This window comes from Micromonospora sp. SCSIO 07396 (assembly GCF_053667945.1).
In genome coordinates this window covers 4067551-4084784 of sequence record NZ_CM132210.1, presented here as the reverse complement: position 1 = coordinate 4084784, position 17234 = coordinate 4067551, and the positions used below count along the sequence as shown (strand labels likewise).

General features: G+C 74.1%; 19 protein-coding genes and 1 pseudogene. 15 read left to right on the top strand and 5 right to left on the bottom strand.

What is annotated here, in order from left to right; genetic code table 11:
- Window positions 1–54: 54 nt before the first annotated feature.
- Window positions 55–681 (bottom strand): tRNA (guanosine(46)-N7)-methyltransferase TrmB, encoded by a 627-nt coding sequence (gene trmB / locus ACWCHM_RS17605; protein ID WP_239486251.1) that lies wholly within the window; start codon window positions 679–681, stop codon window positions 55–57.
- A gap of 221 nt (window positions 682–902) precedes the next feature.
- Here trmB and ACWCHM_RS17600 point away from each other — a divergent pair, with 221 nt between their 5' ends.
- The 3 genes from ACWCHM_RS17600 (at window position 903) to ACWCHM_RS17590 (ending at window position 3911) form a co-directional block, all read left to right on the top strand.
- Window positions 903–1577, top strand: a complete 675-nt coding sequence (locus ACWCHM_RS17600; protein WP_454219050.1) for a hypothetical protein — start codon at window positions 903–905, stop codon at window positions 1575–1577.
- Between the two features lie 241 nt (window positions 1578–1818).
- Window positions 1819–2562 (top strand): class F sortase, encoded by a 744-nt coding sequence (locus tag ACWCHM_RS17595; protein WP_204961251.1) that lies wholly within the window; start codon window positions 1819–1821, stop codon window positions 2560–2562.
- 56 nt (window positions 2563–2618) lie between these two features.
- The gene (locus tag ACWCHM_RS17590) at window positions 2619–3911 is read left to right on the top strand and encodes a lanthionine synthetase LanC family protein (protein WP_454219049.1); all 1293 of its coding nucleotides are present in this window, start codon (window positions 2619–2621) and stop codon (window positions 3909–3911) included.
- Between the two features lie 16 nt (window positions 3912–3927).
- Here the strand turns inward: ACWCHM_RS17590 and ACWCHM_RS17585 are convergent, their stop codons facing one another.
- On the bottom strand, window positions 3928–4248 hold the full coding sequence (locus tag ACWCHM_RS17585; protein WP_088646246.1) for an antibiotic biosynthesis monooxygenase family protein: 321 nt from the start codon (window positions 4246–4248) through the stop codon (window positions 3928–3930).
- A gap of 157 nt (window positions 4249–4405) precedes the next feature.
- Here ACWCHM_RS17585 and ACWCHM_RS17580 point away from each other — a divergent pair, with 157 nt between their 5' ends.
- Window positions 4406–5269, top strand: coding sequence for a helix-turn-helix domain-containing protein (locus tag ACWCHM_RS17580; protein ID WP_454219048.1), 864 nt, complete (start codon window positions 4406–4408; stop codon window positions 5267–5269).
- 18 nt (window positions 5270–5287) lie between these two features.
- Here the strand turns inward: ACWCHM_RS17580 and ACWCHM_RS17575 are convergent, their stop codons facing one another.
- Together ACWCHM_RS17575 and ACWCHM_RS17570 are read right to left on the bottom strand one after the other, a co-directional pair.
- Window positions 5288–6100: an exodeoxyribonuclease III gene (locus ACWCHM_RS17575; RefSeq protein ID WP_454219047.1), complete on the bottom strand. Its 813-nt coding sequence runs from the start codon at window positions 6098–6100 to the stop codon at window positions 5288–5290.
- A 116-nt stretch (window positions 6101–6216) separates the two neighbouring features.
- Complete coding sequence (locus tag ACWCHM_RS17570; RefSeq protein ID WP_204961256.1) at window positions 6217–7137, bottom strand: proteasome assembly chaperone family protein; 921 nt, start codon at window positions 7135–7137, stop codon at window positions 6217–6219.
- Window positions 7138–7555: 418 nt separating this feature from the next.
- On the opposite strand from ACWCHM_RS17570, the gene ACWCHM_RS17565 reads away from it, so the two are divergent.
- The 3 genes from ACWCHM_RS17565 to ACWCHM_RS17555 all read left to right on the top strand — a co-directional run bounded on the left by ACWCHM_RS17565 (window position 7556) and on the right by ACWCHM_RS17555 (window position 9619).
- Complete coding sequence (locus tag ACWCHM_RS17565; protein WP_204961257.1) at window positions 7556–8440, top strand: peptidase M23; 885 nt, start codon at window positions 7556–7558, stop codon at window positions 8438–8440.
- 146 nt (window positions 8441–8586) lie between these two features.
- Window positions 8587–8736, top strand: a complete 150-nt coding sequence (locus tag ACWCHM_RS17560) for a hypothetical protein (protein WP_168222413.1) — start codon at window positions 8587–8589, stop codon at window positions 8734–8736.
- A gap of 160 nt (window positions 8737–8896) precedes the next feature.
- A complete protein-coding gene (locus ACWCHM_RS17555; protein WP_454223099.1) occupies window positions 8897–9619 on the top strand; it encodes an EcsC family protein in 723 nt (240 codons plus the stop codon).
- Between the two features lie 86 nt (window positions 9620–9705).
- Here ACWCHM_RS17555 and ACWCHM_RS17550 read toward each other — a convergent pair whose 3' ends face one another.
- Window positions 9706–10560 carry a GDSL-type esterase/lipase family protein gene (locus ACWCHM_RS17550; RefSeq protein WP_281899087.1) on the bottom strand — a complete coding sequence of 285 codons (855 nt, stop codon included), beginning with the start codon at window positions 10558–10560 and terminating at the stop codon, window positions 9706–9708.
- A gap of 253 nt (window positions 10561–10813) precedes the next feature.
- Between ACWCHM_RS17550 and ACWCHM_RS17545 the strand changes: the two genes are divergently transcribed.
- The 8 genes and pseudogenes from ACWCHM_RS17545 (at window position 10814) to ACWCHM_RS17510 (ending at window position 17230) form a co-directional block, all read left to right on the top strand.
- A complete protein-coding gene (locus ACWCHM_RS17545) occupies window positions 10814–11077 on the top strand; it encodes a DUF6343 family protein (protein WP_281899085.1) in 264 nt (87 codons plus the stop codon).
- Between the two features lie 12 nt (window positions 11078–11089).
- Window positions 11090–12502: an NADP-dependent succinic semialdehyde dehydrogenase gene (locus ACWCHM_RS17540; RefSeq protein WP_454219046.1), complete on the top strand. Its 1413-nt coding sequence runs from the start codon at window positions 11090–11092 to the stop codon at window positions 12500–12502.
- Between the two features lie 66 nt (window positions 12503–12568).
- A complete protein-coding gene (locus ACWCHM_RS17535; protein ID WP_281899081.1) occupies window positions 12569–13534 on the top strand; it encodes a TIGR03885 family FMN-dependent LLM class oxidoreductase in 966 nt (321 codons plus the stop codon).
- Window positions 13535–13571: 37 nt separating this feature from the next.
- Window positions 13572–15149 carry a Na+/H+ antiporter gene (locus tag ACWCHM_RS17530; RefSeq protein ID WP_421488889.1) on the top strand — a complete coding sequence of 526 codons (1578 nt, stop codon included), beginning with the start codon at window positions 13572–13574 and terminating at the stop codon, window positions 15147–15149.
- Window positions 15149–15406 (top strand): UBP-type zinc finger domain-containing protein, encoded by a 258-nt coding sequence (locus ACWCHM_RS17525; protein WP_088646235.1) that lies wholly within the window; start codon window positions 15149–15151, stop codon window positions 15404–15406. The genes ACWCHM_RS17530 and ACWCHM_RS17525 overlap by 1 nt, the downstream gene beginning before the upstream one ends.
- Before the next feature lie 96 nt (window positions 15407–15502).
- A pseudogene (locus tag ACWCHM_RS17520) lies at window positions 15503–16066 on the top strand (snapalysin family zinc-dependent metalloprotease); the annotation flags it as partial.
- 205 nt (window positions 16067–16271) lie between these two features.
- Window positions 16272–17039 (top strand): Scr1 family TA system antitoxin-like transcriptional regulator, encoded by a 768-nt coding sequence (locus tag ACWCHM_RS17515; protein WP_204961264.1) that lies wholly within the window; start codon window positions 16272–16274, stop codon window positions 17037–17039.
- Window positions 17030–17230, top strand: a complete 201-nt coding sequence (locus tag ACWCHM_RS17510) for a DUF397 domain-containing protein (RefSeq protein WP_204961265.1) — start codon at window positions 17030–17032, stop codon at window positions 17228–17230. Before ACWCHM_RS17515 ends, ACWCHM_RS17510 begins: the two co-directional genes overlap by 10 nt.
- Window positions 17231–17234 lie beyond the last annotated feature (4 nt).

Genomic DNA, 17234 nt, shown 5'->3' with positions numbered 1-17234 from the left:
GAGGTAGCGGCATCACTACCGGTCGGACACCGCCGGACGGGCCGCGCAGCGGGCTCAGCGGCGGCGGTGCACCAGATCGAAGACGGGCCGCCCGGCGGTCAGGGCCCGCCGCTCGAACTTGGTCACCGGGCGGTGGGCGGGCCGGGGAGCGTACCCGCCGTGCACGTCGACCAGCTCCGGGTCGGCGGTCAGCGTCGAGCGCATCGACCCGGCGTACTCGGCCCAGTCGGTGGCGCAGTGCAGCGTCCCGCCGCCGGCCAGCCGGGACCGCAGCAACGCCACGTGCTCCGGCTGGATGATCCGCCGCTTGTGGTGCCGCGACTTGGGCCACGGGTCCGGGAAGAACACGTGCACCGCGTCCAGGCAGCGCTCCGGCATGGCCCGGAGCAGCTCCAACGCGTCACCCTGGGCGACCCGGACGTTGCCCAGGCCGTGCCGCTGCACCAGGTCGAGCAGGTTGGCGATGCCCGGGGTGTGCACCTCGACCGCCAGGTAGTCCCGGTCCGGGTCGGCGGCGGCCATCGCCGCGGTGGCGTCACCCATCCCGGAGCCGATCTCCAGCACCACCGGCGCGCCCCGACCGAAGAACCCGGCCGGATCGACCGGCCCGTCGAGGTCGGCGATCTCGATCCCGTACGCCGGCCGCAGCCGGGCCAGCGCGTCGGTCTGCCGGCTGGTCATCCGGCCCCGTCGGGGGTGGAAGGTGCGGATCGTCCCGGTGCCCGGCCGGGCCACCGGGACGGCGGGGTTCTGGTCGATGGAGGTCACAGCGACCCGAGCCTACGCGACGGTTCCGCCGTATCGGATGTGCCGTCGGTCGGAGGGTGAGACGATTCATCCCGTACGGCAGGTCGGCGTCCGGGTCGGTCCGGCGCTGCCCCGGGGCGCCGGAAGGGGGAGACGTGTCGGTTCCGCTGTACCGCACCGCGCTCGCGGTCGCCGTCGGTGCCCTCGTCCCCGCGCTGTGGCACACCGCCCCGGCACCCGCCGCCCCGCCTTCCGCCGCTCCGGTCTCCGCCGCCCCGCTTTCCATGGCCCCGCTTTCCACCTCGCCGTTTTCCGTAGCCCGGCTTTCCGCCGCTCCGCAGGCTGTCGCCGCGGCCCCGGGGCCGGGTCAGCCCCCGCCCGACGGCGGTGGTGAGCCGCAGCCGCCGCCAGGCGTGCTCTTCGTCGAGGTGACCCCGGGGACCGTCGAGCCGGGTTACCTGGTCGGCATCCGGGCGAGCTGCCACGACAACTCGATCCCGGCGACCGTCGTGTCCGACGCCTTCGGCCGGGTCCAGGTGCAGCCGCAGCGCGGGCTGCTCACCGCCGCGCCGATGGTCAAGGAGCGCGTCCGCCCGGGCAACTACCGGGTCAAGCTGGAATGCCCCGACGGGGCGACCGCCTCGACGGCGCTCCAGGTGGTCAAGAAGGTCAAGCCCAGCCCCGGGCCGCACACCGGCTTCGGCGGCGCGGCCGGTGCCGGCGGGCTGCCCGGCGGGCTGCTCGTGCCCGGCGGGCTGGCGTTGACCATCGCCGGGGCCGTCGTCGGTATCGTGGCGGCCCGCCGGCCGCGTGGCGTCACCGGGCAGTGACGTGCCGCCCGCCTCCCCGGGTCCGCGCAACGGCCCGCTCCCGCCCCCGGGCAGCCCGCCCCCCGGTGGTACGCGGTCGCACCCTTCCCCCTCCGGCGGCCCGCTGCCCGGCGGTGCCCGCCCACGCTGGGGCGGCCTGATCCCCCCACCGCCCGGTCCGCCGCCGTCCGCCGCCGCGACCGCGACCGCGCGGCACGGCACTCCGACCCGCAGCACTGCGCCCCGGCCGCCCGACGATCCGATGTCGCCGCCGTTCCGTGCCCCGGTCCCGTCCAGCGGCGGCCCGACCGGCTCCGGCCGGTCCCCGTCCAGCAGCGCCCCGGCCCCGGCCGCCCCGGACGGCGGCCGGTCCCCGACGCGCGGCCCGTGGTCGGTGCCGCTGGCGGTGGTGCTGGTGCTGCTCGGGGTCTTCGCCACCGGTGCCGGGCTGGGGCGCTCGGTCGGGCCGCTGGACCGGACGGGCACGCCCTCGCAACGTCCGGCCGCCGACGCCCGGCGGAGTCCCGCGCCGGGCAGCCTGCCGGCCAGCCGACCGGTCCGGCTCACCGTGCCCACCATCAAGGTGGCCGCCCCGGTGGCCCCGGTCGGTCAGGCCCGCGACGGGTCGATCGACGTGCCGCCGCTCGACCGGCACAACGAGACCGGCTGGTACGACCGGGGCCCGACCCCCGGCGAGCCCGGCCGGGCGATCATCGTCGGCCACGTGGACTCGAAAGACGGCCCCTCGGTCTTCTACGACCTGCGCAAACTCGCCCCCGGCGACACGATCGAGGTGACCCGGGAGGACCGACGGGTGGTGGTGTTCCGGGTCGACTCGGTGGAGTTCTTCGACAAGTCGGCCCTGCCCGCCGACCGGGTCTACGGCCGCGACGGCGCACCCGCCCTGCGGTTGATCACCTGCGGCGGCCAGTGGATCGGCGGACGCACCGGATACGCCGACAACGTCATCGCGTTCGCCTCGCTGGCGGCGACGCGGTCACCCTGAGCAGCCGGAGCGTTATTGCGGCGACGCCGCCCGCCGGCGGATGGCAGGATCGCGCGGTGACGGCGGACGTGGTGCGGCAGGCTTTCACCTGGATCGAGTCGGTGGCGGTGCCCGCCGACGGCGGCCCGCTCTGGCGGGAGGCGGGCGAACCCTTCGACGACCTGTACGCCGGCACCGCCGGGGTGCTGCTCGGCTGCGCCGAGGCCACCGCCGCCTCCCCGGCAGGCGGGCTGCCCACCGGGACCGCGCCGCCCGTCACCGGGTCGGGCAGCGGGGCCGGGCCGGACAGCGGGACCGGGTCGGCTCTCGACCGGGTCGCGGCCGGTGCCCGGGACCGGTTGGTGCACCTCGCCCGGCACGAGCCGGACGCCCCGACGCTGCCCGACGACGGAATGTTCGGCGGTTGGGCCGGAGCCGCCGTCGCCCTGCGCGCCTGGGGTCGGGTCGCCGCCGACCCGGTCGCCCTCGACGTCGCCGCGTCGGTGACGGCACGCGTCGCCGAACGGCTGCGCGACCGCCCGGTGGACCCGGGCCGGTGCTCCGACGTCATCTCCGGCGACGCGGGCATCCTGCTGGCCCTCCTCGACGCCCACGACGACACCGCTCCGGTGGTGACGCAGGCGGCTCACCTCCTCGCCGACGGGCTGGTCGGGCTCGCCGAGGAACACCCGGACGGGCCGCACTGGCGGATGCGGGCCGGCGACGAGCGCCTGATGCCGGGCTTCTCCCACGGCACCGCCGGGGTCGCCTACGCCCTCGCCGTCGCCGGTGTCACCCTGCGCCGCGACGACCTGCTCGACACCGCCGTCCGGGCCGCCGACGGCCTGCTGGCCATGGGCCACCACCCGGACGGCTGGGCGCTGCCACTGCTGGTCCCGCCCCGCCCGGACCGCCCGGCTGTCAACTTCGGCTGGTGCCACGGCCCCACCGGTACGGTGCGGCTGTTCACCCTGCTGGACACCGTCGACCCGCAGCCCCGCTGGCAGCGGGCCGTGGACGGATGCCTGCGGGCGCTGCGCGACAGCGGCCTGCCGCAGCGGAGGTACCCGGGCTACTGGGACAACCTCGCCCGGTGCTGCGGCACGGCCGGCGTCGGGCAGTTGCTGCTCGACCGCTACTGGTCCACCGCCGACCCCGCCCTGCTCGACTGGGCGCACCGGCTCGCCGGGGACGTGCTCGCCCGGACGGTGTCCACCCCGACGGGGGTCGCCTGGTCCAACACCGAACACACCCGGACCCCGGCGGAACTGCCGCCGGAGCCCGGGTTCATGCAGGGCGCCGCCGGGATCGCCGGCTGGCTCGCCCGGCTCGCCGCCCCCACCACCGCGCCTGTCCTGCCCTGGCTCTGACCGCCGGGGCCGCCGGTCAGCCCTTGCCGGTCACCTGCTGGACCACCTCGAACTCCAGCAGCGTCGCGCCGGAGGCGACCGGCCGCTGCTGCTCGCCGCCCCCACCACCGGCGTGCGCGGCGCGCGACGGCCCGGCCGCCCACGCCTGGTACGCCTCCTCGGTCTCCCAGCGGGTGTACACGAAGTAGCGGCTCTCGCCGGCCACCGGGCGCAGCAGTTCGAAGCCGAGGAAACCGGGGGAGTTCTCCACCGCGCCGGCCCGGGCGGCGAACCGCTTCTCCAGTTCCTCGCCGGCACCGGGCGGGACGTCGATCGCGTTGATCTTCACGACTGCCATCTCCCCACCCTAGCCCCGCGCCACCGGGCCGGCCCCCGGCTGGTGCGCCGGGTCCGGTGAACGGATCGTGGAGAGTTGTCGTCGCCCCGCCCGCCACAACTCTCCACGATCCACCTGCCGCCGGCCCGTCCCGGCGAAACGATCAGTCGGTGGGTGGGTGGAGCCAGGCCAGGAAACGGTCGGTCAGGTCGACCTGACGACCACAGTCGAGCTGCGTCAGGTGTTCGGTAGCCTCCACCGACAACTCGGCCAGGAGAACCCGAAGAACGAATCTCTACGGGACGCGCTGACCGCCGCCGGGCTCACGGTCGGCCAGCTCGCGGAGAAGTGCGACGTCGATGCCAAGACCGTGCAGCGGTGGGTCAGCCGGGGTCGCCTGCCGCATCCACGCTCGCGGGTGCGGGTGGCAGGTGTTCTGGGTAAGGATGTGGACGTGCTGTGGCCTGATGCTGTGCGTCGCGCGGTCAAGTTGGGTGCGGACCGGGAGTTGGTGGGCGTCTATGCCCGCCGTTCCGACCTGCCCCGGTCGTTGCTCCGGGAGTTGATCGAGGGAGCGCGGTCCCGCCTCTGGTTCGGCGGCTACACGAGCTACTTCGTCTGGCTGGACGTGCCGAACGCCGCCGGGACCCTGGGGGCGAAGGCGCAGGCCGGAGCGGACGTACGTTTCCTGCTCGGTGACCCGGCGAGCCCGGTCACCGCCGGTCGGGACCGGGTCGAGGCGACCCCCCTCGACCTCGGGACCCGGATCGCCATGACGCGTGCCGAGATCGGCAAGTCGCCCACCCCGCTGGCCGTGCGGCTGTCCGACCGGCACGTCGCGATGTCGGTCTGGGTGTTCGACGACGACGCGATCGTGGCCACCCACATCGGCGGCGCGCTGGGCCAGGACTCCGTCACGTTCCACCTGCGCCGGCGGGAGAGCGATGGGCCGTTCAGCAGGTACGTCGAGCACTTCGAGGCGCTCTGGGCCGATGCGACGCAGCAGCAGCCCGCCGATGCGGCAGCAGAGCAGCGGGGCTGACCGGCTGGGTGTGGCGCGTTACCGGGCCCCGGTCGGGTGGGTCGGCTCCGTGCCGGGCAGGTCGGCGTCGACCACGACCGGGGCGTGGTCGGAGGGGCCCTTGCCCTTGCGGGCCTCCCGGTCGACGTACGCGGAGCGGACCGCGCGGGCCAGCGGCGCGGAGGCGTACACCAGGTCGATCCGCATGCCCTTGTTCTGGTGGAACATGCCGGCCCGGTAGTCCCAGTAGGTGTACGGGTGTGGGCCCTTCATCGGGGTGGGCACCACGTCGCTGAGGCCGAGGTCGCGCAGGGCGGCCAGGGCGGCCCGTTCGGCGGGGGTGACGTGGGTCGAGGTGGCGAAGAGCGCCGGGTCCCAGACGTCGGCGTCGGTCGGGGCGACGTTGAAGTCCCCGCAGACGGCGACGGGGCCACCGGCGGCCACCGCCGGCGTCACCGCGTCCCGCAGCGCCGCCAGCCAGGCCAGCTTGTACGCGTAGTGCGGGTCGTCGGTGGCGCGGCCGTTCGGCACGTACACCGACCAGATCCGGACCCCGGCGCAGGTGGCGGCGATGGCGCGGGCCTCGGGCCGGGGGAAGCCCGGCTCGTCGGGGAGCCCGACGGCGACGTCGGTCAGGCCGACGCGGGACAGGACGGCGACCCCGTTCCACCGGCCGTCGCTGTGGCTGGCCACCTCGTAGCCCAGCTCGCCGACCTCGGCGACGGGGAAGGCCCCGTCGGGGCACTTGGTCTCCTGGAGGCAGACCACGTCGGGGGCGGTGCCGGCCAGCCAGTCCAGCAGGCGGGGCAGGCGGGCCTTCACCGAGTTCACGTTCCAGGTCGCCAGGCGCATGGGCCCAGCCTGCCGCATCGCGGCCCGGCCCGCCGGGCCGGCCCGCCGTCGGGCCGGTTCCGGCGCGCGGGGGCGGGTGGGCGGGCCGGGCGGCGGCGACACCGCCCGGCCGTGGGTCAGGCGCCCGGGGTCTCCCCGGGTCGGGTCTGCTCGGCGAGGAAACGCTCCAGCTCGGCACCCAGCTCGTCGGCGGTGGGCAGCGGCCCGGTCTCGGCGGCGAGCAGGTTCTTCTCACCCCGGCCCCGGGCGAACGCGTCGTACTGCTCCTCCAGGGCGGTGACCAGCGCGGCGGCCTCGTCGGTCTGGGCGACCTGCCGGTCGATCTCCACCCGGACCGCCTCGGCGGCGGAGCGCAGGCTCTCGTTGGGCAGCAGCAGACCGGTGCTGCGGGACACCGAGGCGAGCAGCACCTCGGCGGCGGCCGGGTACTCCGTCTGGGCGACGTAGTGCGGCACGTGTGCGGAGAACCCGAGGGCGTCCCGGCCGGTCTCGCCGAGCCGGTACTCCAGCAGGTGCCCGACGCTGCCCGGGACCTGCACCCGCTGCAACCACGGTTCGTAGCCGGCGATCAGTTCACGGCGGGTGGCGTGCGCGGTGACCCCGGTGGGCCGGGTGTGCGGGACGGCCATCGGGATCGAGTTGAGCCCGACGGTGAGCCGGACGTCGAGCCGGGCGACCACCGCGCCGACCGCCGCCACGAACCGCTCCCACTGAAGGTCCGGCTCGGGGCCGGTGAGCAGGAGGAACGGGGTTTCGTCGTCGTCGCGCAGCAGGTGCAGGGCCAGCTCCGGGGCGTCGTAGTCCTCCCAGTGGTCCTCGACGAAGGTCATCACCGGGCGGCGGGACCGGTAGTCGAAGAGCTGGTCGACGTCGAAGGTGGCGATCGTCCGGGCGTCCAGTGAGGTGAGGAGCTGCTCGCGGGCCAGCCGGGTGGCGTTGCCGGCGTCGACGAAGCCGGTGAGCGCCTGGATCAGCACCGGCTGACCGAGGTCGGGCAGATCGTCGGTGAGCTGGTACAGCTCGTGTGGGTCGAGCACCGGTCGGACCTCCTGAGGAAATGCGCCTACGGGCGACCGCGCACGGACGGCACCCGGTTCGGGGAACGTACGCGTCGGCGTCATCCATTCCATCACTGGGCGCGTCGTGACCGATCCGGCTATCAAACCAGGAGGAAGCCACCAATTCGCCGGACGGGCCGGAGTGGCTCGGTCGGACGGTTCCGGCGTGTCACCCGAAAGGGTGACATGGTGGATCATGCAGCCGGCCACGGTGGTCTGGGTGGTCGATCCACTCCGACGACGGCGGGCGCGGTTGTTGACCGCAATGCCCGTTTCGGGTGGTATGTCGCCCTGGGTCTGCGTCCGGGGTGGGCGTCCCGGCGGCCCGCCGGAAAGTGTGGCGAGGGCCACTTCCTGCTGGTGGGTGGGCGGGAAAGGGCATGCCTAGCCTCGGCGGATGCGTGACGACGACACCATCGACGACCAGGGGGCCCCTCGGGGCATGACTGGCCGTTCGGACGACACCCCCTCGTCCGTTCAGGTCGGCGTTCTCCGTGAACCCGACTCCCTCCGTACCCGCCTCGGCGGGCTCGTTAACCTTCGCCGCCGCCGGCCGGCGCTGCTCGCCGCCGGGGTGCTCTGCTGCCTCGGCCTCACCGCCGTCGCCGGCGTCCAGGCACTGCCGGACGAGCGGGCCGACGACCGGACCGGCACCGAGGCCGCCCTCGCCGAGCGCGCCCAGCAGCAGGCCGCCTCCCGCGCCGAGGTCCGTACCCCGGTCACGGTCGTGCCCAGCAGCCCGCCCGCCGCCAGCCCGCCCGCCGCCACCCCCAGCCCGACCCCGAGCGCGACCAGGACCACCAAGCCCAAGCCCCGGCCGAAGCCGAAGCCCCGACCCAAGCGGATCGTTCCGGTGGCCGGCCTCGACCAGGCCCAGATGGACAACGCCAAGGAGATCGTCAAGGCCGGCCGGGCGATGGGCGTGCCGCGCCGGGCCCTGGTCATCGCGGTGGCCACCGCCATGCAGGAGAGCAACCTCTACAACTACGCCAGCGGGGTGCTGCCCGAGTCGCAGAACTACCCGCACCAGGCGATCGGTTGGGACCACGACTCGGTCGGGCTGTTCCAGCAGCGCCCGAGCAGCGGCTGGGGCGAGGTCGGCCAGCTGATGGACCCGGCGTTCGCCACCCGGGCGTTCCTCACCGCGCTGCTGGAGATCCCCGGCTGGGCGGACCTCCCGCTCACCGTCGCCGCGCAGGCCGTGCAGATCTCCGCCTACCCGGACCTCTACGCCCAGCACGAGTGGCGGGCCACCGAGGTGGTCACCGCCCTCCTGGTCTGAGCCGCCGGCCCGGCCCGCACCGCGGGCCGGGCCGGGCCGGTTCGCGTCGGCGTCGCCGGATGGCTACCCTCGGCCGGACACAGTGGACGGTTGGCGGTTGCTCGGATCGGGTACACATGACGCAGGACACCCGATCGGAGGACGACATGTCAGCACTGATGCAGCGGATCAGCGCCTTCCTGCGCTCCCCCAAGGGGCAGCAGCTGGTCGACCGGGGTCGGCGCGAGCTGGCCAAGCCGGAGAACCAGGCACGGCTCAAGCAGGCGGCCGGCAAGCTGTCGGGCCGTCGCCGCTGACCGTCCGCGAACCGATTCCAGCCCGGGAGCACCTGTGACCGAAGCCGTCCCCGTCGACGACGAACCGACCGTCCCCACGCCGCCGGTACCGGCGGACACCACCGGCCCGGCCGTTCCCGCGACACCGGCCGTCGGGTCGCCGACCGCCACGGTCCCGGCGGTGGGGGCGGCGGCTCCGGTTCCGGCGGTGCCGGCAGGTGATCCGGGCGACGCCCCGGAGGCGCCGCCGGCCCGGCTCTGGGACCGGATGCGGGACGACCCGCAGTACGCCCCGGAGCACCTGGCCCTGGAGGCGGTCCGCCGGCTCGGCCCGGAGGCGGCGCAGTGGGTCGCCCGCACCCGGGCGGAACGCCCCGACGCCACCGCCGACCAGTTGGCCGAGCAGGCCATCAGGCGTTTCGTCAACCGGGCCCGCCTCTCCGGCGCGGTCTCGGGTGCGGCGGGGCTGCCCGGCGCGGTCATCGACGTCGGCGTGCTGGCCTGGACCCAGGCCCGACTGGTGCTGCATGTCGCCGCCGCGTACGGCGCGGACCCGGTGCACCCGGACCGGGCCACCGACCTGCTCGTCCTGCAGAAGGTGCACAAGGCGGCCGAGACGGCCCGGTTGGCGCTGGGCGTCGCGGCCGGTCGGGAGCGGGCGGGCGCGCTGTTCGGTCACGCCGCCCAGAACCCGCTCGGGCGGGTGATGCTGCAACTCGGCGTCCGGCTGGCCCGGATGGCCGGGGTGCGGGCGGCCAAGCGGGTCTTCGCCAAGGTCGTCCCGGGTGCCGCGATCATCCTCGGCACCTGGGCCAACTCCTCGGCCACCAAGGATCTCGCCGAACGCGCCCAGGCGCTCTACCGGGAACACCGGGGCGGACTACCCCACCCGCGTCGCCCCTGACCGGAGGAGCTGCCACGCCGTGCCCGGCCCACCGCCGGGCGCGGCCCGCGCGACCCCGGCCCCGAGCGGGTCGGTGCCGGGGTGGCTCAGAGCCGCCAGCCGGCCGCCGAGAACGTCGCGTCGGCGAGCCGGTTCTGCCCGGCGACGTTGGGGTGGAACCAGTCCAACCCGTTGACCTCGTCCAGGCTGAACCGCACCCGGTGCACCGCGCCGCCGTCGTAGCGGCACCGCGACCCGTACGCCCGGCAGGCCGCCTTGAGCTGGCTGTTGTACGCGTCGATCCGGTCGGCGAAGCGGGCCCGGCGGTCCCGGTCGGCCTTGGCGTCCGAGGTGGGATTGGCCAGCAGGGCGGGGCAGATCCCGGTCTTCCAGATCCGCACCGCGCGGGACTCGGTGCGCCCAACCTCCCAGAGCCGGTTCAGGTCGGGGATGCTGGCCACCAGGACCCGGGCCTTCGGGCGGCCCTCGCGTAGCACCCGTAGCGCCCTGTCGACCTGGCTGCGGAAGGTGGCGGTCGCGGTCATCTGGTCGATGTCGTCGCGGCAGGCGTCGTTCGCGCCGATCAGCACGGTGACGTAGTCGGCCTTGTCCTTGACGGCGGCGTCGGCCTGCCCGGCGAGGGCCTCGGCGCGGGCCCCCGGCACGGCGTGGTTGCGGGCCCGGTTGCGGATCGGCGCGTCGGCGTCGAGCAGCCGCCGGTAGTGACTCTCCACCCGGATGCCGTCGCCGGTGGACCAGGAGTTGCGCTGGCACGAGGTGAGCACCAGGCAGGAGCCGAAGCCGGTGGTGATCGAGTCGCCGAGGGCGGCCATCGTGGTGGGCAGCCCGGTCGGTGTCGATCCGCTCTTCGTCGGGCGCGGGGAGGCCCCGCCGCCCTCCTCACAGGCGAGCGCGGTCAGCGCCAACAGGCAGGCCACGGCGGCGACCCAGCGTCGAGGCATGCGTCTTCCCCCGGTCAGACGGCGCAGAGCGACAGCCCGGTCACTCTACGGGCCGTACCGGGTGGGAAGGTCCGCTCGTGTCGACTTCCGGGCAGATTCAACAGCTCGAAACACGAATCTGGTAGGAACATCTCGGAGTGGGGCTATCCGGGCAGGTCAACCGCCCGACACCGGCGCGGTGGGCGGCGTCGACGTGGGGTGATCCGGGCGTCGGGACCGGTTAGCGGCGTCCGTGCCGGGGTAGGCCGAGACGATGACGAGATCGCAGCCCCGGCGCGCCCGTGGCACGGTCGGCCACGCCTACAGCGCGTTGAACCTGCGCCTGGCGCTGGCCCTGTTCGGCCTGGTCACCATGACCGTCCTCGCGGTCGTGGCGTTCTGGGCCGGGTTGGGCTGGCTGGGCGTGCTCTGCGCGCTGTTCGCCGTCGTGGCGGTCGTCGACCTGGTCGTCATCCAGCGCCGCCGTGCCGCCCGCCGCCGTGCGCAGCCGGGCGCGCGGCACTCACTCTTCGAGTGACAGGAGTACGAGATGCCCATCGCCACCACCAACCCGGCCACCGGTCAGGTGCTCAAGTCGTACGAGCCGATGTCGACCGAGCAGATCGACGCCGCCATCGACCGGGCCGACCTGGCGTTCCGGGACCTGCACCGGACCACGCTCGCCCAGCGGGCGCAGTGGATGAACGCCGCCGCGGACCTGCTCGACGCCGAACGCGACGAGACCGCCCGGCTGATGACCACCGAGATGGGCAAGACCTACGCCGCGGCGAAGGCCGAGGTCACCAAGTGCGCGACGGCCTGCCGGTTCTACGCGGCGAACGCGGAGCGGATGCTCGCCGACGAGCCCGCCGACGCCGCCGCGGTGCAGGCGAAGCGGGCCTTCGTCCGCTACCAGCCGATCGGGGCGGTGCTGGCGGTGATGCCGTGGAACTTCCCGCTCTGGCAGGTGATGCGGTTCGCCGCGCCGGCCCTGATGGCCGGGAACACCGGCCTGCTCAAGCACGCCTCCAACGTGCCGCAGACCGCGCTCTACCTGGAGGACGTGTTCCGCCGGGCCGGGTTCCCCGAGGGGGCGTTCACCACCCTGCTGGTCGGCTCGGACGCCGTCGACCGGATCCTCAGCGACCCCCGGGTCCGGGCGGCGACGCTGACCGGCAGCGAGGGCGCGGGCCGCTCCATCGCCCAGATCGCCGGCCGGGAGTTGAAGAAGACGGTGCTGGAGCTGGGTGGCAGCGACCCGTTCGTGGTGATGCCCTCGGCCGACCTGGACCGGGCCGCCGAGGTGGCCACCACCGCCCGCTGCCAGAACAACGGCCAGTCCTGCATCGCCGCCAAGCGGTTCATCGTGCACACCGACGTCTTTGACGCGTTCGCCGGGAAGTTCGCCGCGAACATGGCCGCGTTGCGGGTCGGCGACCCGATGGACGCCGGCACCGACGTCGGCCCGCTGGCCAGCGAGAGTGGCCGGGACGAGATCGACGCCCAGGTGCAGGACGCGGTGGCGCACGGCGCGACGGTGCTCTGCGGCGGCGAGAAGCCGACCGGCGACGGCTGGTTCTACCCGCCGACCGTGGTGACCGACCTGAACCCGCAGATGCGGATGTGGGCCGAGGAGGTCTTCGGCCCGGTCGCCGGGCTCTACCGGGTGTCGTCGTACGACGAGGCGGTCGCGGTGGCCAACGGCACGCCGTTCGGGTTGGGCGCGAACGCCTGGACCACCGACCCGGCCGAGCAGGAGCGGTTCGCCACCGACCTGGACGCCGGCAACGTGTTCGTCAACGGCATGACCACCTCGTACCCGGAACTGCCGTTCGGCGGGGTGAAGAACTCCGGCTACGGCCGGGAGCTGTCGGCGCTGGGGATGCGGGAGTTCTGCAACACCAAGACCGTCTGGGTGGGGGAGGGCGCGGCCACCGCCGGGGCCGGCGCGCACGCCGAGTGACCGCGCGCCGGGTGACCGGCGCGGGCGAGCTTTAACCGGACACCGTCATGGGTACGGAAGGACGCCATGACGGTGTTCGGCTTCCACGCCTCCCACGAGCAGATCCATCCGAGCCGCCTGCTGGAGGCGGTGGTGCACGCCGAACGCGCCGGCTTCGACGCCGCGATGTCGTCGGACCACTTCTCGCCGTGGAGCACCCGGCAGGGCCAGTCCGGGTTCGCCTGGTCCTGGCTGGGGGCGGCGCTGCAGGCCACCGGGCTGCCGTTCGGGGTGGTCAACGCCCCCGGCCAGCGTTACCACCCGGCGATCATCGCGCAGGCGATCGGCACCCTGGGCGCGATGTACCCGGGCCGGTTCTGGGCGGCGCTGGGCACCGGCGAGGCGAGCAACGAGCACATCACCGGCGACGGCTGGCCGCGCAAGGACGTGCGGACCGCCCGGTTGCGGGAGTGCGTGGAGGTGATCCGGGCGCTGCTGGCCGGCGAGGAGGTCAGCCACGACGGCCTGGTCCGGGTGGACCGGGCGAGGCTGTGGACCCGGCCGGAGGAACCGCCGGCGCTGATCGGGGCGGCGGTCAGCGTGGCCACCGCCCGCTGGTGCGCCGAGTGGGCGGACGGCCTGATCACGGTGAACGCGCCGACCGCGCACCTGCGCGAGATGATCGACGCCTACCGGGACGCGGGCGGGCGGGGGCCGCTGCACCTGCAGGTGCACGTGAGCTGGGCACCGGAGCAGGCCGAGGCGGAGGCGATCGCGTACGACCAGTGGCGCAGCAACGTCTTCGCGCCGCCGGTCTGCTGGGACCTGGACACCGCCGAGCACTTCGACGCGGTCAGCGAGCGGGTGCCGATGGAGCAGGTCGCCGAGGTGGTGAACGTGTCGGCCGACCTGGGCCGGCACGTCGGCTGGCTGGAGGAGTACCTGTCGCTGGGCTTCGACCAGATCGCCCTGCACCACGTCGGGCAGGAGCAGCGCGCCTTCATCGACACGTTCGGCGCGGAGGTGCTGCCGAAGCTGCGCGCCACCGGGTGATCAGCCTGACCCGTCCGTACCCCTAGGCTGCTACTCCATGGAAGCTCTGTTCGAGGTCGTGGTCTTCCTGGCGATCGCGACCTTCGGCGCCGCGCTGGCCCGCCGGTTGGGTCTGCTCGCGCCGATCCTGCTGGTGGTGCTCGGCCTCGGGCTGTCCTTCGTGCCGGGGTTCCCGCACGTGCGGCTCGATCCCGACCTGGTGCTGGTGGGCATCCTGCCGCCGCTGCTCTACGTGGCGGCGCTGGGCACGTCGGTGCCGGCGTTCCGGCTCAACCTGCGGCCGATCCTGCTGCTCGCGGTGGGTCTGGTGATCTTCACGGCGTTCGTGGTGGGCACGGTGGTGCACCTGCTCCTGCCCGACCTGCCGTACGCGATCTGTGTGGCGCTGGGCGCGGTGGTGGCGCCGCCGGACGCGATCGCGGCGACCGCGGTTGCCCGGCGGGTGGGTCTGCCCCGCCGGGTGGTGACCATCCTGGAGGGGGAGAGCCTGGTCAACGACGCCACCGCGCTGGTGCTGCTGCGGGTGGCGATCGTCGCGGCCACCGCCAGCGCCGGCTCGGTCAGCTTCGGGTACGTGGCGCAGGAGGTGGTGGTCGCCACCGGTGGCGGGGTGCTGGTCGGGCTGTTGGGCGTGGTGGTCTTCGGCTACCTGCACAAGCGGACCACCGACCCGCTGCTGGACAACGCGCTGTCGCTGATCGTGCCGTTCGCGGTGGTCTTCGCGGCCGAGGAGATCCACGCCTCCGGGGTGGTGGCGGTGGTGGTGACCGGGTTGGGCATCGGCCACAAGATGCCGCTGCTGCTGTCGGCGGCGTCCCGGTTGCAGACCGGCGCGTTCTGGCGGCTGGTGCAGTTCCTGTTGGAGGGGCTGGTCTTCCTGCTGGTCGGCCTGCAACTGCCCGAGGTGCTGCGGGATCTCGACGAGCCGACCGGCCGGCTGGTGGGGATCACCGCGGCGGTGCTGGCGGCGGTCTTCCTGGCCCGCTTCGTCTGGGTCTTCCCGGCCACCTACCTGGCCCGGCTGGTGCCCCGGGTCCGGCAGCGCGACCCTGGCCCGCCGGTGCAGTTCCCGATCGTCATCGGCTGGGCCGGGATGCGTGGGGTGGTGACGCTGGCCGCCGCGCTGGGTCTGCCGCTGACCCTGGCCGGGGAGCAGCCCTACCAGCGGGCGCTGTTCATCTGGTTGGCCTTCGCGGTGATCGTGGCGACGCTGGTCGGGCAGGGGGCGACCCTGCCGTGGGTGGCCCGCCGGTTGAGGCTGCCCCCGGACGACCCGGTGGCCGACGCGCTCTCCGCCGCGACGGTGCAGCAGCAGGCCGGCCGGGCGGCCCGGGAGAAGCTGGACGAGTTGGCCGACGGTGCGCCACCGGCCGTGGTGGAGCGGTTGCGCGGGCTGGTGCAGAGCCGCACCAACCTGGCCTGGGAGCGGCTCGGCGGCACCGACCGGGAGACGCCGTCGCAGGCGTACGGTCGGCTGCGGCAGGAGATGATCGACGCCGAGCGGGAGGTCTTCCGGGCCGCCCGGGACGAGGGACGGATTCCCGAGGAGGTGCTGGTGCGGGCGTACCGCGACCTGGACCTGGAGGAGTCGTTGTTGCGACGGGAGAGTGACTGATGAGCTGTGCGCACCTGACCGGGGCGGGAACCGCCGAGCCGAGCGTCACCGACGCCTGCCCGGAGTGCGTGGCCGTCGGCAACGACGACTGGGTGCACCTGCGGTCGTGTGTGGAGTGTGGGCAGGTGGGGTGCTGCGACTCGTCGCCGTACCAGCACGCGACGAAGCACTTCGAGTCCAGCGGGCACCCGGTGATGCGGTCCATCCAGCCGGGGGAGTCGTGGCGCTGGTGCTTCGTCGACGAGGAGATCGGCTGAGCCGTCCGGTGGTGGCGGTATGACGTAACCGCTATTCGACCGGGTTCCGACCGACCGCATAACATCGGTGAACTTCTATCGATGGGAGGTCGGACGATGCGCCGACGACAGTTCTCGCGTACCGCCGGGACCCTGCTGGCGCTGGTGCTCACGGCGACCGGCGTGGTCGCGGCGGGCGGCGGCACGGCGTCCGCCGCCGCGCGGACGGTCTACTACGACGCGAGCCGGGCCGGGGAGTTCCGCACCAACTTCGACCAGGCCGCGACGATCTGGAACAGCTCGGTGGCCAACGTCCGGCTGGTCGCCCGCACCCCCGGCAACATCACCATCTACGTCGACACCGGCTGGCCCCGGGCGCAGACCACCAGCCTGGGCAACGGCCGGGTCTGGATGGGCACCCAGGCCGTCGACCAGGGGTACGACCGGACCCGGATCGCCACCCACGAGATCGGTCACATCCTCGGCCTGCCGGACAACCGGACCGGCCTGTGCACCGACCTGATGTCGGGCAGCAGCGCCCCGGTGTCGTGCCGCAACGCCACGCCGAGCGCCGCCGAGGCGTCCCGGGTCAACGCGTTGTTCGCCGGCTCGCTCACCGCGCCGGCCGGGGTCAGCTACGTCTGGCGCGGCGACGGTGCCCCCGCGCCGGTCGCCGTGGGTGCCCCCGCCGGCTCCTGAGCCCCCCGTCGGTCCATGGTGGAGGGTCGTTCCCGCCGCTGGGCGGGAGCGGCCCCGGTGGGCGTCGCCGACCGGGGTCCGGCCCGTCGGTGACGCCGCTCGATCTCCCGGTGCCGAAGGGTTGCGACATGATCACACGGCGTAGCAAGATGACTCCGGATATCCAGGATGTCCGGGGAGGGTCAGGATGAATCTGGCAGTCAAAGAGGCGATGGCCGAGGCGGGTGAGACGGCCGAGAGCCTCGCCGCCCGCATCGGGGTCGACCCGAAGACCGCCGCGCGCTGGGCCAGTCAGGGGCGGATTCCCCAGACCCGGCATCGTGCCGAGGTCGCCGCGCTGCTCAAGCGGGACGTCCTGGACCTCTGGCCCGACCTGCACAAGCGGCACGAGCCGGTGTGGTTCCGGCCGTGGGCCGACATCGAACGCGAGGCCGTCGTGCTGCGCGGCTTCGAGCTGGCCTGGGTGCCCGGCCTGCTCCAGACCGAGGCGTACGCGCGGGCCACCCTGGCCGGGGAGACCCTGACCGGGCAGGAGGTCGACCAGCTCATCACGGCACGCCTCACCCGCCAGGCGATCCTGCACCGCGACCGCCCGCCGCTGCTGGTCGCCGTCATCGACGAGTCGGTGCTGCACCGCCCGGTGCCGGGCCGGCCCGAGCTGATGCGTGAGCAGTGCGCCCACCTCGCCGCCTGCGCCGAGCTGCCGACCGTACAGGTGCACGTGGTCCCGGCCGAGACGGGCATGTACGCCGGCCTCGGCGGCCCCTTCGTCGTCGCCGAGCTGGACGACGGCACCCGGGTGGCACACGTCGACGGGCAGGTACGCGCGCAGATCATCGACCAGCGCGCCGATATCGCTGTCCTGGAACGCCGGTGGGCGCGCATAGTGGGGGAGGCCCTACCCCGGGCGCGATCCCTGGAACTCGTCAGGAAAGCGGCGGCATCATGGAGCTGAGCGGCGCGCGGTGGCACACGAGCACCAGGAGCGGCAACAACGGTGGCAACTGCGTCGAGGTGGCGGGCAACCTGCCCGGCGTCGTCCTCGTCCGCGACACGAAGGACCGCACCGGCGGCATCCTGGCCTTCACCCCTGACGCCTGGCGTGGCTTCCTGCGCCTGGCCCGGTCGACGCGACAGGCCGGCTGACCGG

Bases quoted from the DNA above. Each gene is read 5' to 3' on its own strand.
- trmB (WP_239486251.1), bottom strand. From the start codon at position 681: ATGACCAGCCGGCAGACCGACGCGCTGGCCCGGCTGCGGCCGGCGTAC.
- ACWCHM_RS17595 (WP_204961251.1), top strand. From the start codon at position 1,819: ATGTCGCCGCCGTTCCGTGCCCCGGTCCCGTCCAGCGGCGGCCCGACC.
- ACWCHM_RS17585 (WP_088646246.1), bottom strand. From the start codon at position 4,248: ATGGCAGTCGTGAAGATCAACGCGATCGACGTCCCGCCCGGTGCCGGC.
- ACWCHM_RS17575 (WP_454219047.1), bottom strand. From the start codon at position 6,100: ATGCGCCTGGCGACCTGGAACGTGAACTCGGTGAAGGCCCGCCTGCCC.
- ACWCHM_RS17565 (WP_204961257.1), top strand. From the start codon at position 7,556: ATGCGTGACGACGACACCATCGACGACCAGGGGGCCCCTCGGGGCATG.
- ACWCHM_RS17560 (WP_168222413.1), top strand. From the start codon at position 8,587: ATGTCAGCACTGATGCAGCGGATCAGCGCCTTCCTGCGCTCCCCCAAG.
- ACWCHM_RS17550 (WP_281899087.1), bottom strand. From the start codon at position 10,560: ATGCCTCGACGCTGGGTCGCCGCCGTGGCCTGCCTGTTGGCGCTGACC.
- ACWCHM_RS17545 (WP_281899085.1), top strand. From the start codon at position 10,814: ATGACGAGATCGCAGCCCCGGCGCGCCCGTGGCACGGTCGGCCACGCC.
- ACWCHM_RS17540 (WP_454219046.1), top strand. From the start codon at position 11,090: ATGCCCATCGCCACCACCAACCCGGCCACCGGTCAGGTGCTCAAGTCG.
- ACWCHM_RS17535 (WP_281899081.1), top strand. From the start codon at position 12,569: ATGACGGTGTTCGGCTTCCACGCCTCCCACGAGCAGATCCATCCGAGC.
- ACWCHM_RS17530 (WP_421488889.1), top strand. From the start codon at position 13,572: ATGGAAGCTCTGTTCGAGGTCGTGGTCTTCCTGGCGATCGCGACCTTC.
- ACWCHM_RS17525 (WP_088646235.1), top strand. From the start codon at position 15,149: ATGAGCTGTGCGCACCTGACCGGGGCGGGAACCGCCGAGCCGAGCGTC.
- ACWCHM_RS17515 (WP_204961264.1), top strand. From the start codon at position 16,272: ATGAATCTGGCAGTCAAAGAGGCGATGGCCGAGGCGGGTGAGACGGCC.
- ACWCHM_RS17510 (WP_204961265.1), top strand. From the start codon at position 17,030: ATGGAGCTGAGCGGCGCGCGGTGGCACACGAGCACCAGGAGCGGCAAC.